Source organism: Vreelandella zhanjiangensis DSM 21076 (assembly GCF_000377665.1).
In the GTDB taxonomy this organism is placed as follows: Bacteria; Pseudomonadota; Gammaproteobacteria; order Pseudomonadales; family Halomonadaceae; genus Vreelandella; species Vreelandella zhanjiangensis.
On record NZ_KB898653.1, the window covers coordinates 34,885 to 49,598 of the forward strand.

Here is a 14,714-nt window from a genome sequence, read left to right on the forward strand (position 1 = left end):
ATGCCTACTTCCCCTCAGCAGCTGGTTATTCTTGATCGCGATGGCGTCATTAATCAGGATTCAGATGCGTATATCAAATCGCTTGAAGAGTGGCTGCCCTACTCTTCGGCGATCAGCGCTATCGGCAAACTGTCCCAAGCTGGATTTACCGTGGCGGTGGCAACCAATCAATCCGGTATTGCCCGAGGCTACTATGATGAAAGCGTACTCGCGGCAATGCATGCTCGGTTGAATCAGCTTGTCGAAGCCGCTGGTGGTCACATTGCGCATATTGCTTACTGCCCACACGGGCCGGAGGATGACTGCCAATGCCGCAAACCCTTGCCCGGCTTACTGCATGATATTCAGCGCGAGCTTGATCTTCACAGCTTGGCGGGTAGCTGGATGGTGGGTGATAGCCTGCGTGATTTACAGGCAGGCAAAGCATGCGGCTGTCAGCCGGTATTGGTAAAAACGGGCAAGGGTGAGAAAACGTTAGCCAAGGCGATTGGCCTGGAAGGCGCACGAATTCATGCTGATCTTGCAGAGTTTGTCGATTGGCTTTTAGTTAATCATTCTCCGCTGCAGAAGTAATCATTTTATCAACAGCCTAGTTATCAGCAGCTTACTTATCCCCAACCTGTTTTTATAAAGCTTCTATTTATACTATAAAAATTTTTCATAAAAAAATGCCGCCGGTTTAAAAACCGGCGGCATTTTCATTTTTAGCTATATTTTCAGTACTGTACTAACTTTTTCGTACTGTCATACAATCCGCAGATATGGGCCTGGCGAGTTAAAGGCATGTTTCACGTGAAACATTTAAACCGAGGCCCACATCCTATTTCCAGCACCGTGACTTATACGTCAAGGTTAGCAACCAGCGCGTTAGTCTCGATAAAGTCACGACGTGGCTCTACGTCATCGCCCATCAATGTATTAAACATCTTATCGGCCGCGACAGCATCTTCAATCGTAACACGCAGCATGCGGCGGCTATCCGGATCCATGGTGGTTTCCCACAGCTGATCGGGGTTCATTTCCCCTAGCCCTTTGTAGCGCTGTACCGACAGGCCACGCTGGCCTTCCTGCATCAGCCATTCAAGCACTTCGGAGAAATGCGCAACCGGCTTCTGGCGCTCGCCACGCGAGATAAACGCGCCCTCTTCAAGCAGCCCGTCAAGCGTATCGCCCAGCGCTGAAATCGCCCGATAATCGGCGCTCTCAAAGAAATCTAGGCCCCAGTCGTACTCGGTCGTTACGCCGTGGGCAACCAATGATACGGTGGGTAGCAGTAAGCCGCGCTCTTCATCCTGTTTCAGGTAGAAGGTATAGCGCGGGCCACCTTCATAGGCCACCATGTCATCCATGGTTTTCTGCAGCTCGGCAATCCAGTTCTCCATCGTCACGTGGTCTTTCAGGCTTGTTTCACCCTGTAAGCCGGTGGCATGGATAATCTGTTTTAGCACTTCGATCGGATATACCCGCGCCAGGCGATCAATCCGCTTCATAACATTGCGGTATTGATTAACCAGCGTTTCCAGCTGCGACCCGGCGATTCCCGGTGCCTCGGCGTTGACGTACAGACCTGCGCCATCCAATGCTGTGGTGGTCAGGTAATCAATCATGGCCTGCTCATCTTTCAAGTAAAGCTCTTGCTTACCACGCTTGATCTTATAAAGCGGCGGCTGAGCAATAAAGATGTGGCCACGCTCAATCAGCTCCGGCATCTGACGGAAGAAGAAGGTCAACAGCAGTGTACGGATGTGCGAACCATCCACATCCGCATCGGTCATGATGATGACAGAGTGGTAACGCAGTTTGTCCGGGTTAAATTCTTCACGACCAATGCCACAGCCTAAGGCCGTGATTAGCGTGCCTACCTCTGCAGAGGAAAGCATCTTGTCAAAGCGTGCTTTCTCGACGTTAAGGATTTTACCTTTCAGCGGCAAAATGGCCTGCGTACGCCGATCACGGCCTTGCTTGGCACTGCCGCCGGCCGAGTCACCCTCCACTAGGTAAAGCTCTGATTGACTGGGATCTTTTTCCTGACAATCGGCAAGCTTACCCGGCAGCCCTGCGATATCCAGCGCGCCTTTACGTCGCGTCATATCCCGCGCTTTACGTGCTGCTTCACGCGCACGCGCCGCATCCAGCATTTTATTAACGATAGCTTTGGCTTCGCTGGGCTTCTCGATCAGGTACTCAGAAAACAGGCGACCCATTTCCTGCTCAACCGCCGTTTTCACTTCACTGGAGACCAGCTTGTCTTTGGTCTGTGAAGAGAATTTCGGATCCGGCACTTTAACCGAAATAATTGCTGTCAGGCCTTCACGAGCATCGTCGCCTGCGGTATTAACCTTAGCTTTTTTGAGCAGGCCTTCCGCTTCGATGTAGTTATTCATCGTACGCGTTAGCGCCGCCCGGAAGCCGGCCAAGTGAGTACCGCCATCCCGTTGAGGGATATTATTGGTATAGCAGAAAATGCTTTCGGTGAAGACGTCGCTCCACTGCATGGCCACTTCCACTTCTACGCCATCTTCTCGCGAGGCGTTGAAATGGAAAACAGGATTCAGCACCGTCTTATTGGAATTCAGGTGATCAACAAATGCTTTCAAGCCGCCTTCATAATGAAACAGCTCTTCTTTTCCGCTGCGGTCGTCCAGCAAGCGGATGGCAACGCCTGAATTCAAAAACGACAGTTCGCGCAGCCTTTTAGCCAGGATATCGTAATGAAATTCGATATTGGCAAAGGTATTCGGCGAAGGACGGAAATGAACGCGTGAGCCGGTTTTTTCCGTTTTACCTACGACGCTAAGCGGTGCCTGAGGCACGCCGTGGTGATAAATCTGTTCAAATACTTCACCCTGGCGCCAAATCGTCAGGCGCAGCTCTTCTGACAGCGCGTTAACGACGGAAACACCTACACCGTGAAGGCCGCCGGATACTTTATAAGAGTTATCATCAAATTTGCCGCCAGCGTGTAGCACGGTCATGATAACTTCAGCGGCAGAAACCCCCTCGCCTTCATGCAGCTCGGTGGGTATACCGCGTCCATTATCACTAACGGTTACCGACTCATCGGCATGAATGACCACGCGAATTTCACTACAGTGGCCTGCCAAAGCTTCGTCGATGGAGTTATCCACCAACTCGAAGACCATATGGTGCAAACCGGTGCCGTCATCGGTATCGCCGATGTACATACCTGGACGTTTGCGTACTGCATCCAGCCCTTTGAGCACCTTGATGCTTGATGAATCGTAAGCCTGCTCGCTCATTGACCACTCCGTCGTGAAGTCTGTCTCGTTCCGTGTCGTTTACCCGCCCTGCAACTGGCTAAGCCCCTGTTCACTATGTTTCACGTGAAACATGCTAACCGGGGTTTCTGATTGCCACATATTCTGCAATGCGGCGGGGTCAACGCTGGTAATAAAAGCCTGACACTGCATCTCTTCAAGCAACTGACAAAAACGCTGTCGATGCTGTTCATCCAGCTCCGCTGGCAAATCATCAATTAAATAGATGCAGTGCCGCTGTGCTGTTCTTTCCAGAAACCGCCCTTGGGCAAGCTTGAGTGCGCTTACCACCAGCTTTTGCTGGCCTCTGGAAAGTACTTCTACAGCGGGCTGTTTGTTAAGCCTGATACGTAAATCGGCGCGCTGAGGGCCCTGCTGGGTAAACCCCATCTGCTGGTCGGTTAACCGATTATCTTGAAGCACTTCAGCAAGCGTTTTTTGCTTATCCCATCCACGAGCGTAATTAAGCTTTAAGCCAGGTAATGGAAGCAGTACGTTAAGCGTCTCTTCAAAGACTGGAAGAAACTCGCTAAACCACTCACACCGTAACCTATCAACTACCTCGCCCCATAGGGCCAATTCCTGTTCCCAGGCCGCCATTTCCTGAGGATCTATTCTACCACGCCTGAGTAGCGCGTTCCGATGTTTCACTGCTCGACGCGTGCGCTTCCACGCTTCAAGAAAGTGTTGTTTCACGTGAAACACTCCCCAGTCGAAAAACTCCCTGCGTCCGGCGGGCGACCCTTCCAGCAACCTGAAGGCATCAGGGTTAATTAACTGAAGCGGCATGGCCTCCACTAACTCAGCTAAACGCACCCCTTTATCGCCCCGTAGGCGCAGCTCAAGCTCTCTCTGAGCTCTTAACCGACGAACCCCTACCGAAACCTCAGGCTCACCTTGAAGCCGCCCGTAGAGCGTCATATACGGCTGATCCGCCTGAATGGCATTTTTTAACTGCCGGGTACGAAAAGACCGTCCCATGCCTAGAATATGAATGCCTTCCAATAGGCTGGTTTTACCACTGCCGTTTGGACCGCTAATGATATTAATTCTGGATGAGGGACGCATCTCAAGCGGGATCAAATTCCGCAGGCCCTGGAAGTTAAGCTGTATCAGGCTCATTCAAGCTCGCTGGTTAAAGTCCCACAACAATGAGTAGCCAGGCAAAAAAGTGAAAACGGCGCTTCTGCTGTCAGAAGCGCCGCTCTCCCTGCATAGGCTACTTTACACACCTTACTCGGCATTAAGGCAGCCTGGCGGTTATTTACAGCCGCATGGGCATAACGACGTAAAGCGCGTCGCCACCACCCGGCTCTTCAAGCAATGCACTGCTATTAGGATCCGCCAGCGTCACCTGGACTCTGTCTACGCTCAATACAGACAGTACATCCACTAGATAGCCTACGTTGAAGCCAACTTCCATTGCCGTGCCGTTATATTCAACCGCCACGTTCTCTTCGGCTTCTTCCTGCTCAGGGTTATTGGCCATTACCTTGAGATTGTTCTCCTCAAGATACAGACGCACACCGCGATACTTTTCATTGGAGAGAATCGCGGTACGCGACAACACCTGACGCAGCTCGGCTCGCTCAGCGATCAGCACTTTATCACCATTGCGCGGTACAACTCGTTCGTAATCGGGGAACTTGCCGTCGATCAGTTTCGAGGTGAACGTAAAGTCACCGGTATGGGCACGCACATGGGTTGAGCCAAGCGTTAAGCTGACCGGCTCGTCACTGTCATCAAGCAGGCGCGAAAGCTCAAGAATACCCTTGCGCGGTACAATCAGTTTTTGCGACTGGCTAACCGCAACCTCAACCGGGCGTGAGCACATCGCCAAGCGGTGACCATCGGTTGCGACCGTACGTAATAGATTACTCTGAATCTCAATCAGCATACCGTTGAGGTAGTAGCGAACATCCTGCTGAGCCATGGCAAACGATGTGGCTTCGATAAGATGTTTTAACGTGCCCCGCGGAACACTCAGCTCTTGGCTACCGTCGGCGTCTTCAATATTGGGGAATTCAGCGACCGGCAGTGTCGAGAGCGTAAAGCGTGAACGACCGCTGCGCAGTACCGCACGGCCATCCTCTACCGCCAGATGAATCTCTGATTGATCAGGCAGCGATTTACAAATATCCATCAGCTTGCGAGCTGGCACCGTGGCAGCGCCAGGCTGGTCTACCTGGCTTGCTACCGTACGCCCGATAAGCTCGACTTCTAAATCCGTACCGGTCAAGGAGACCTGATCGCCTTCGACCTGAATCAATACGTTAGAGAGTACAGGCAGCGTTTGACGACGTTCTACCACGCCTGCCACCAGTGTCAGCGGACGCAGCAATGCCTCTCGGGAAATGGAAAATTTCATCAACACTCCGGTTTATATCCTGAAAACCTGCAGACGACAGGCTGATTAGCTGGTTAATAGGCGCAACAGATTTTTATAATCCTCGCGAATATCCGCGCTTTCTTCTTGCAAGGATTTCACCTTGCGGCAGGCGTGAAGCACCGTTGTATGATCACGGCCTCCAAACGCATCGCCGATTTCCGGCAGACTATGATTGGTAAGCTCTTTGGCTAACGCCATGGCTACCTGCCGGGGGCGAGCCACCGAACGCGAGCGTCGCTTGGATAATAAATCCGCCACCTTAATCTTGTAGTACTCGGCTACCGTGCGCTGGATGTTATCCACACCCACCTGCTTATCCTGAAGCGCGAGCAAATCTTTTAACGACTCACGAATAAAGTCCTGGGTAATCGGTTTACCCATAAAGTGTGAGTCTGCAATGACTTTTTTCAGCGCGCCTTCCAGCTCACGAACGTTAGAGCGGATTTTTTGAGCAATAAAGAAAGCGGCATCATGGGGTAAATCGACCTTGGCCTGGTCGGCCTTTTTCATCAAGATAGCGACCCGGGTCTCAAGTTCAGGCGGCTCAATTGCCACCGTCAACCCCCAGCCAAACCGGGATTTCAAGCGCTCTTCCACGCCGCTTATCTCTTTGGGATAGCGGTCAGAGGTAAGAATCATTTGCTGGCCACCTTCTAATAGCGCATTAAAGGTGTGGAAAAACTCTTCCTGAGAGCGCTCTTTGCCAGCGAAAAACTGAATATCGTCAATTAACAGTGCATCAACACTGCGGTAAAACCGCTTGAAGTCGTTAATAGCATTAAGCTGAAGCGCTTTAACCATGTCCGCGACAAAACGCTCTGAATGCAGGTAAACCACTCGGGCATTATCCCGGCGGCCGGCTAATGCATTACCTACAGCATGCATCAAGTGCGTTTTACCTAAGCCTACCCCACCGTATAGAAATAGTGGGTTATAAGCACCGCCCGGATTTTCCGACACTTGTCGGGAGGCAGCGCGGGCCAGCTGGTTCGACTTACCTTCAACAAAGGTATCAAAAGTAAAATTAGGATTAAGCCCACTGCCGTGCTTAAGGCTTCCCTCCACCTGAACCTGGCGCTCATTGTTGCGCCGACGCGGCGCTTCTTCGCGTTCGCGCATCTGGTCGATTTCACGCTCATCGGCAATATCTCCGCGCGGCGGCGTATGTACAGCAGGCGCCGACGAACGGTCAGTGGCCGCTGAAACGGGGTTGCCCAAATCGCGAGGTTGAGGAGCCGGTGCCGCTGGACGGCGGCTACCCACCGTAAGGCTTACCTTAGGCGGTTTAGAGGGCGCAAGCTCACGAATCAGCTCGCTGATCCGCTTAGCATACTTGTCACTCACCCAATCGCGCACAAAGCGATTAGGCGCCAGTAAGCGCAGCTCGTTGGACTCTCCTTCTTCTGCCTGGAGTGGACGTATCCAGGTATTGAATTGCTGTGAATTCAATTCGTCCTGCAGGTAGTCCAGGCACTGCTGCCAAAGCGCGAGTGACACTCATCTCACCATCGGTTGAAAACGGCCGACCATTGTAGCGCCCAAAGGCTCGGTTATCCACACGGGTTTAGCCTTCAATTTCGCCTGTGGACAACTTTCTTTAAGGTCTCGGGACAACCCCCTTAACGGCGTGGGGATAGATTGGATTTTCCGGTTTTCCAAGGGGCTTAATCACACCAAGCCAACAGCTTATTTGCCGGTTATACGATACTTATGCACATTGTTTTTATGATTTTAAGGCAATGATAAATAGAAAGATTAACCACTTATCCACAAATTTTATCCCCACTATTAATAACAATAGGTTTTAAAATACTTAACTAGTAATAGTAGTTGCCAAGGTAATGGGTGAAGATAACCTATCCAACAAATGCCCATTGCCTTTTTGTCGCTTTTTATGCAAGGAAAAATTGCACCCGGCGCGGGAAGTCTCTACAATTTCCGGTCTTGATTTGAAACTCCCCGGCTAGTTTCCTCACTGGACCGGGTCTTTTGGATTCACATCCGTCCTAAACCACGTGGGAATAACGAGTTATGAAACGCACTTTTCAACCCAGCGTTCTCAAGCGCAAGCGCGCGCATGGCTTCCGTGCTCGTATGGCAACCAAAAACGGCCGTGCCGTACTCGCACGCCGCCGCGCCAAAGGCCGCAAGCGTCTGAGCGCCTGATCTCGGATTGCGTGTGCCGCATCAAGGCTATCCCCGGTGTTTACGTCTGCTAAATGCCGGGGATTTTAGTCACGTGTTTGAACAGGCCGACCTCAAAGTTCATGGCAAAGGTATGATGGCGTTAGCGCGCATGAGTACCCGGGGACACCCCCGCGTAGGACTGGTGGTCAGCAAAAAAAATGTAAAGCGTGCTGTCGATCGCAACCGCTTTAAGCGTCTTGTTCGAGAATCCGCCCGCCTTCGCCAGGATCACTTACCCTCAATGGATATCGTGATACTCGCTAAGCGCGGCGTACAGTACATCGATAACGAAACGCTTTTTCGCCAGTTACATGGCATGTGGAAACGGCTTCAGCGTGACGCCCAAACGGTATCAGTAGCACCACCGTCTGATGGCGTAACACGTGACTCTTGACGACGCATCTCGCCGCTCGACCTTGGCCTGCCGCTTGGCAGGCTTTCGTGTGTCATGGGTCGAGTAAATGATACTGCGCCATTAGCATGTTCATCACCCAGCGGGCAGAACCCTCATGGACGTAAAAAGACTTCTATTACTGATTCCACTGGCAGTACTTGCCTATCTACTGGTTATTCAGTGGAATCAGGATTATGGGCCGACAGATTACGACTCGACGCCTGAGATTACACAAAGCACGAACAATGCGCCCTTAAGCGGTAGCGAAGACGAAAACGGTTTAGCCGTTCCATCTACGTCAACGCCCAATACGGCGATAGACGAAGGCATGCCTGGCGACGCGGAAAGTGAAACGTCCAGCCGTGACCTGATCGCAGTGGCCACAGACGTACTCGACGTGCGTATTGATCCGCATGGCGGCGATATCGTGTATGCCGCACTGCCGCAACACAAGATGACGTTGGATACTGAGCGCAACTACGTGTTGCTTTCAGACAATGCAACACGCAGCTACGTTGCGCGCTCAGGCTTGCAGCTGGACGGTCAGGCAAGCCGTATTGCCTTTACCCCGGAAAGCAGCGCCTATCGCATGAGCGATGACGAAGACCAGCTGAATGTCGATCTACGCGCCGAGATTAACGGCGTTGAGATTACCAAACGGCTTACCTTCGAACGCGGAAATTATGCGGTTAACGTCAATTACTATGTTGCCAATAATACCGATGCGCCGGTTAGCGCTCGCTTTATCGGCCAACTGGCACGTGATAACAGCCCGGACCCGTCAAGCGGCGTTGCCTTGGGCATGAAGTCCTATATTGGTGCAGCCTACTCCACGCCTGATGCGCGGTATGAAAAGGTTGATTTCGAAGATATTCGAAACCGCAACTTTGAGAATCGTGAAGCACAAGGCGGCTGGATCGCGATTATTCAGCACTACTTCGTGTCCGCCTGGGCACCAGCGCAAGACCAGCAAAACCTTTACTACGTTACGACCGATTCAAGCGATCGCAACGTGGTTGCCTTTGCAGGCCCGACCAGCAATGTCGCGGCTAATAGCGAAGCAACGCTCGGCGCAACGCTGTATATGGGCCCCAAGGTTCAGGATTATCTTGAGCAAGTGGCACCTAATCTGCGCTTAACCGTCGACTACGGCTGGCTGTGGTTTATTGCCAATCCGCTGTTCTGGCTGCTGGACAAGATCCACGACATCGTGGGCAACTGGGGCTGGTCGATTGTTCTGCTGACGGTCGTGGTTAAGCTGGTGCTCTTCCCGCTGTCTGCCAAGGCTTACAAGTCCATGGCACGCATGCGTAAGCTGGGCCCGGAAATGCAGCGTCTTAAAGAGATGTATGGCGATGATCGCCAGAAAATGTCTCAAGAGATGATGAAGTTCTACCAAAAGGAGAAGATCAATCCTTTAGGTGGCTGTTTACCCATCGTGATCCAGATGCCGGTGTTTATCGCGCTTTACTGGATGTTGCTGGAATCCGTTGAGCTGCGTCACGCGCCGTTTATCTTCTGGATTCAGGATCTGTCGATTAAGGATCCGTACTTCATTCTGCCGATCTTGATGGGTGCGTCTATGTTTGTTCAGCAGATGCTGAACCCGACACCGCCGGATCCGATGCAGGCGAAGATCATGAAGATGCTGCCGATTATCTTCACCTTCTTCTTCCTGTGGTTCCCGGCTGGCCTGGTAATTTACTGGGTAGTCAACAACATCATTTCGGTCGCGCAGCAGTACTTCATAACGCGCAGCATCGAGAAAGACCCAAGCGTGGGTAAAGGGATGCGAACCAAGTAATCCCCCAACGCTTTGCTAACAGACCCCCGCCCTAGTGCGGGGGTCTGGCGTTTTAAAGACGACAAATTCACAATGTAGGCATCTATTAAAGAGGCGCGCCATGGTTGAACGACTTTACACCCAGGATACGATTACTGCGCTGGCCACTCCGCCTGGCCGCGGTGGTGTAGGCATTATCCGCGTCTCAGGGCCTGCCTGCCGGGATATCGCCAAGGCCATACTCGGTGATTGCCCCACGCCCCGAAATGCTTACTTCGGCCCGTTTAAAGGCCCTGAAAGCGTTATTGACGAAGGCATCGCTCTACTGTTTAACGGCCCGCACTCGTTTACCGGTGAAGACGTGCTGGAGCTGCAGGGGCACGGTGGCCCGATCATCATGGACATGCTGCTGGAACGCTGTGTGGCCTTGGGTGCGCGGTTAGCCCGGCCCGGCGAATTCTCCGAGCGCGCTTTTCTAAACGATAAGCTCGACCTCGCCCAGGCCGAAGCCATCGCCGATCTGATTGACGCGACGTCACGCTCGGCCGCAGAGAATGCTGTGCGCTCGCTGCAAGGGGAGTTCTCAAAGCGGGTCGGCGATCTGGTTGGGCAGCTTATCGAGCTGCGTGTCTATGTAGAAGCCGCCATCGATTTCCCTGAAGAAGAGATCGACTTCCTGGCTGACGGGCATGTCACCAAGCGTCTGGAAGGGGTCCAGCAAGCGCTCAGCGACGTGCGCAAGGCAGCCGGGCAAGGGGCGCTCCTGCGCGAAGGAATGAGCGTGGTGATTGCCGGACGCCCTAATGCTGGCAAATCCAGCCTGCTTAACGCGTTGACTGAGCAAGACACCGCCATTGTTACCGATATTGCCGGCACCACGCGGGATGTTCTACGCGAATATATTCATATCGATGGCATGCCGCTGCACATCATTGATACCGCCGGGTTGCGCGATACGCCGGATGCCGTCGAAAAAATCGGCGTTGCCCGCGCCTGGACCGAAATTGAAAAAGCCGACCGCGTACTGCTGCTGGTCGATGCGTCCACTACCGCAGCAACGGACCCCATGGTCATCTGGCCGGAGTTTGTGGCAAGGCTGCCTGACCAGAGCCGTCTGACCCTGGTGCGTAACAAAATCGATACCAGTGCCGAACCAGCAGGCATTGATTTATCCACAGCCACACCGACGTTGCGCCTATCGGCTAAAACCGGTGCCGGTGTGGATAACTTAAAAACCCACCTCAAGGACGTGATGGGCTTCGCCGCCACCACAGAAGGACGCTTCTCCGCACGCCGGCGCCACCTGGACGCCCTCGACCGGGCCATGGCAGCGCTCGACACAGGGCGTGCTCAGCTAGACGGCTACGGGGCAGGCGAACTGCTTGCCGAAGACCTGCGCGACGCGCAGCAGGCCCTCGGTGAAATTACCGGCGACTTTAGCGCTGATGATTTACTGGGCGAAATTTTCGGCAGCTTCTGTATCGGCAAGTAAAACCAAAAACGCCCATCAGGTCGTCCTGATGGGCGCAAAGCGCTATCACCGGTCGGCTCAAGCCGACCCGGTGGCGCCACTTGGATAGGTAGCGTCCTGAGTTTTAAGCCTTGCCATCCAGCACAGCACCAACGCCAACACCCCACATACAGCGATGGTGGCCGGCAGCTGAGAAGGGCTGACGGTGGTCAGGCTGACCGCAAAGCCGACCACGGCGGAGAGCAGGTACTGAAGTACGCCCATCAGCGCCGAAGCCACGCCGGCGGGGGAATCCGCCGCGTTCATGATCAACGCCATCACGTTACCGAACACCATGCCGAGCGAGGCGATCGCGAGCCCCAGAATGAGGCCGTAGGTCAGAAGCGTCGGCGCGCCGAGGACGTTGACGCACCAGAGCGCCGCGCCAGCCAGGGTGTAGATTGCCGTACCCACCACCATGACGCGAAACGTCGACCACTCACGCTTGATGAGCGCGTTGCTGACCGCCCCGCCGACCACCAGACCCACGGAGTTGGCGGCGAAGAGCTGGCTGTACTGGGTCGAATTCAGTCCGAAGTGCTCCATGAACACGAACGACGAGCCGCTGATATAGGAGAAGAACGCTCCCAGCACCAACCCGCTTGCCACGCTGTAGAGCATGAACACCGGCTGTACAAAAAGCCGCGCGTAGCCTTTCACAATGCTCGCCCCGCTGAGTGCCACGCGCTGCTCAATTGCAAGCGTATCCGGCACGCTAACGAGTCCCCACACCAGCGTGATCAGGGCCAGCACCGCCATGGCCCAGAAGATCATGTGCCACTCGGCGTAGAGCAGCACCAGTCCGCCCAGCACCGGGGCCACGATCGGTGCCACCATCATCACCTGCATGAGAATGGAGAGCTTCTGCGCCGATTCCTTGAGCTCGTAGACGTCGTCGATGATCGCGCGCGGCGCCACCAGCCCCGCCGATGCGCCGAGCGCCTGCAGAAAGCGTGCGGCCATCAGCGTCTCGAAGGAGTGGGCCAGGGCGGCGAGAATCGAGCCGCCGATGAACACCAAAAGCCCGGCCAAAAGCGGCCAGCGGCGGCCAAAGCGGTCCAGCAACGGTCCGTAAATGGCCTGCCCGACCGCCAGGCCGATCAGAAAGACCGCCAGGGTCTGCTGAATATGACCGGCAGACACCCCGAGATCCTCGGCAATGTTCGGCATGCCCGGCAGGTACATGTCGATGGCCATGGCGTCCAGCGCGGTGATCAGCGCCAATAGAATGAGAAGCCCGGTCCCGATGGACTGGATGCGATGTGTCGCTTGCTGGGTCATGACGGTTTACCCGTATCGAGATGGTGGGTCAGTGAGTCTTCGAACACGCCCAAGAGCGCCGCCAAGCGGCGCTCGCCGAGCTCGGCGGTGGTGTAGATCAACTTGACCTGGAGGCTGTCGACGATGCCGAGGTAGGCTTCGCCAAATCGCGATACCCGGGTAGATGTCGGCGTGATGGTCGCCTTTTCCCAGCGCGACAGCTTATCCAGAAAATGGGCCTTCAGCTGCGCAAGATACGCCTCGTGCAGTGCGTCGATCGGCTCGGTGAGCGTGACCGGCGATATGTAGCTTGTGCGCAGGAAAAAGCGCAGATGTGCGACCTCACCGAAGCGGCGCACCAGCGCCTGGCAGTAGTGAGAGCCGGGGAGCGCCTCGCTGCCTTCGCCGGCAAAGCAGTCGTCGGCGAAGGCGCGCTCTTTGGCGAGTGCCTCCTCGAAGGCCGCCATGAAGAGCGCCTCCTTGGACGCAAAGTGAGCGTAGAGCGACGCCTTGCGGATTCCCACTGCCTCGGCGATAGCTGATAGCGAGGCGCCGTCGTAACTCGCCGCGGCAAAGTGCGTCACCGCCGCCTCAACGATACGCTGAGTCGCCTTTGAACGTGCCATTTGAACACACCTCGTAAAGCGCTGATGAAAGAAGCTGCGCAATATACTACCTACCGATAGGTAGGTAAATGCTTTCAAGCCATTTAAATCAAAAAAACCCCGCCAACGCATCGGCGCCAGCGGGGTTTGAAAGGTGGGAATGTGAACGTGTTCGGCGCTACTCGCCCCAGACCTCACGGGCGACCTGCACGACCAGCGCGAGTTTGGCCTGCTGCTCGGCCTCGGTGATCGTGTTGCCCTCTTCCGTGGAGGCGAAACCACACTGGGTACTCAGACAGAGCTGCTTGAGCGGTACGAAACGCGCTGCTTCATGAATGCGCGCCTTGATCGTTTCCGGGTCTTCGAGTTCGCCGGTTTTGGTAGTAACGAGCCCCAGCACCACTTTCTGATGGCCGGGCTTGATGAAACGCAGGGGTTCGAAGTCACCGGCACGGTCGGAGTCGTACTCCAGGAAGAAAGCGTCAATATTGACCGAGCCAAACAGCAGCTCGGCAACCGGCTCGTAGCCGCCTTCAGATATCCAGGTAGAGCGAAAGTTGCCTCGGCACACGTGCATACCCACTACCAGATCATGCGGCTTGTCCTCAAGCGCTTGGTTGATAACCTCGGCATACACCTTAGCCAGATGGTCCGGGTCCTCTCCGCGCTCGATCACCAGGGCGCGCTGCTCTTGCGAGCACAGGTACGCCCAGACGGTATCGTCAAGCTGAAGGTAGCGACAGCCAGCGGCATAAAACGCGCTGATCGCATCTTTATAGACGTTCGCCAAGTCGATGAAGAAGTCGTCGATATTCGGATAAGCCTCTTCACTGACCACGCCACGTCCACCCCGAAAATGCAGTACGCTGGGGCTCGGAATGGTCATCTTGGGCACCGCGCCCTTAGCAATGCTGGCAAGAAATGTAAAGTCTTCAAGCATTGGATGACGACCAAATCCCAGTTTGCCCGTCACGCGCACGTTGCGCGACTTGGTCTGCACACCGGCAAACTGGATACCCTGCTCGGCGTCGTAGCCTTCGACGCCTTCAAGACCTTCAAAAAAATCGAAATGCCACCAGGCGCGACGAAACTCACCATCGGTCACCACTTTCAAGCCGCACTGGCACTGGCTTTTCACCGCATGGGCAATGGCGTCGTCCTCGACGCGGCGCAGATCGCGGGCATCCAGATCGCCAGCCTGATGCGCCAAGCGAGCATTTTTAACGGCCGTGGGGCGTAGAAGACTGCCGACCACATCGGCGGAAAAAGGGGCAGGGTTAAGGCTCATTTAGCATCTCCACCGGTAGA

12 protein-coding genes are annotated in these 14,714 nt (G+C 54.5%); 5 read left to right on the forward strand and 7 right to left on the reverse strand.

The features are described 5' to 3' along the window. Complete coding sequence (gene gmhB / locus D467_RS0115210; protein WP_018918391.1) at positions 1 to 573, forward strand: D-glycero-beta-D-manno-heptose 1,7-bisphosphate 7-phosphatase; 573 nt, start codon at positions 1 to 3, stop codon at positions 571 to 573. A 266-nt stretch (positions 574 to 839) separates the two neighbouring features. Here the strand turns inward: gmhB and gyrB are convergent, their stop codons facing one another. The 4 genes from gyrB to dnaA form a co-directional block, all read right to left on the reverse strand. Next, complete coding sequence (gene gyrB / locus D467_RS0115215; protein ID WP_018918392.1) at positions 840 to 3,260, reverse strand: DNA topoisomerase (ATP-hydrolyzing) subunit B; 2,421 nt, start codon at positions 3,258 to 3,260, stop codon at positions 840 to 842. 39 nt (positions 3,261 to 3,299) lie between these two features. After that, positions 3,300 to 4,400: a DNA replication/repair protein RecF gene (gene recF / locus D467_RS0115220; protein ID WP_018918393.1), complete on the reverse strand. Its 1,101-nt coding sequence runs from the start codon at positions 4,398 to 4,400 to the stop codon at positions 3,300 to 3,302. 142 nt (positions 4,401 to 4,542) lie between these two features. Continuing rightward, complete coding sequence (gene dnaN, locus D467_RS0115225; RefSeq protein WP_018918394.1) at positions 4,543 to 5,646, reverse strand: DNA polymerase III subunit beta; 1,104 nt, start codon at positions 5,644 to 5,646, stop codon at positions 4,543 to 4,545. Between the two features lie 45 nt (positions 5,647 to 5,691). Beyond that, entirely contained in the window at positions 5,692 to 7,164 is a 1,473-nt protein-coding gene (gene dnaA / locus D467_RS0115230; RefSeq protein WP_018918395.1) for a chromosomal replication initiator protein DnaA, read from the reverse strand. Positions 7,165 to 7,698: 534 nt separating this feature from the next. On the opposite strand from dnaA, the gene rpmH reads away from it, so the two are divergent. The 4 genes from rpmH (at position 7,699) to mnmE (ending at position 11,523) form a co-directional block, all read left to right on the forward strand. Then, a complete protein-coding gene (gene rpmH, locus D467_RS0115235) occupies positions 7,699 to 7,833 on the forward strand; it encodes a 50S ribosomal protein L34 (RefSeq protein WP_008959105.1) in 135 nt (44 codons plus the stop codon). Positions 7,834 to 7,846: 13 nt separating this feature from the next. Next, positions 7,847 to 8,248, forward strand: a complete 402-nt coding sequence (gene rnpA, locus D467_RS0115240) for a ribonuclease P protein component (RefSeq protein WP_018918396.1) — start codon at positions 7,847 to 7,849, stop codon at positions 8,246 to 8,248. 115 nt (positions 8,249 to 8,363) lie between these two features. Continuing rightward, a complete protein-coding gene (yidC, locus tag D467_RS0115245) occupies positions 8,364 to 10,052 on the forward strand; it encodes a membrane protein insertase YidC (RefSeq protein WP_018918397.1) in 1,689 nt (562 codons plus the stop codon). A gap of 100 nt (positions 10,053 to 10,152) precedes the next feature. Further along, a complete protein-coding gene (gene mnmE / locus D467_RS0115250) occupies positions 10,153 to 11,523 on the forward strand; it encodes a tRNA uridine-5-carboxymethylaminomethyl(34) synthesis GTPase MnmE (protein ID WP_018918398.1) in 1,371 nt (456 codons plus the stop codon). A 57-nt stretch (positions 11,524 to 11,580) separates the two neighbouring features. Here the strand turns inward: mnmE and D467_RS0115255 are convergent, their stop codons facing one another. Genes D467_RS0115255 through D467_RS0115265 form a run of 3 tightly spaced genes read right to left on the reverse strand, consistent with a single transcriptional unit; the run spans position 11,581 to position 14,694 of the window. After that, positions 11,581 to 12,822 carry a multidrug effflux MFS transporter gene (locus D467_RS0115255; protein ID WP_018918399.1) on the reverse strand — a complete coding sequence of 414 codons (1,242 nt, stop codon included), beginning with the start codon at positions 12,820 to 12,822 and terminating at the stop codon, positions 11,581 to 11,583. Continuing rightward, positions 12,819 to 13,604, reverse strand: coding sequence for a TetR/AcrR family transcriptional regulator (locus D467_RS0115260; protein WP_155826515.1), 786 nt, complete (start codon positions 13,602 to 13,604; stop codon positions 12,819 to 12,821). Before D467_RS0115260 ends, D467_RS0115255 begins: the two co-directional genes overlap by 4 nt. Next, on the reverse strand, positions 13,585 to 14,694 hold the full coding sequence (locus D467_RS0115265) for a cobalamin-independent methionine synthase II family protein (protein WP_018918401.1): 1,110 nt from the start codon (positions 14,692 to 14,694) through the stop codon (positions 13,585 to 13,587). The genes D467_RS0115260 and D467_RS0115265 overlap by 20 nt, the downstream gene beginning before the upstream one ends. Between the last annotated feature and the right edge of the window lie 20 nt (positions 14,695 to 14,714).

Bases quoted from the DNA above. Each gene is read 5' to 3' on its own strand.
- gmhB (WP_018918391.1), top strand. From the start codon at position 1: ATGCCTACTTCCCCTCAGCAGCTGGTTATTCTTGATCGCGATGGCGTC.
- gyrB (WP_018918392.1), bottom strand. From the start codon at position 3,260: ATGAGCGAGCAGGCTTACGATTCATCAAGCATCAAGGTGCTCAAAGGG.
- recF (WP_018918393.1), bottom strand. From the start codon at position 4,400: ATGAGCCTGATACAGCTTAACTTCCAGGGCCTGCGGAATTTGATCCCG.
- dnaN (WP_018918394.1), bottom strand. From the start codon at position 5,646: ATGAAATTTTCCATTTCCCGAGAGGCATTGCTGCGTCCGCTGACACTG.
- rpmH (WP_008959105.1), top strand. From the start codon at position 7,699: ATGAAACGCACTTTTCAACCCAGCGTTCTCAAGCGCAAGCGCGCGCAT.
- yidC (WP_018918397.1), top strand. From the start codon at position 8,364: ATGGACGTAAAAAGACTTCTATTACTGATTCCACTGGCAGTACTTGCC.
- mnmE (WP_018918398.1), top strand. From the start codon at position 10,153: ATGGTTGAACGACTTTACACCCAGGATACGATTACTGCGCTGGCCACT.
- D467_RS0115255 (WP_018918399.1), bottom strand. From the start codon at position 12,822: ATGACCCAGCAAGCGACACATCGCATCCAGTCCATCGGGACCGGGCTT.
- D467_RS0115265 (WP_018918401.1), bottom strand. From the start codon at position 14,694: ATGAGCCTTAACCCTGCCCCTTTTTCCGCCGATGTGGTCGGCAGTCTT.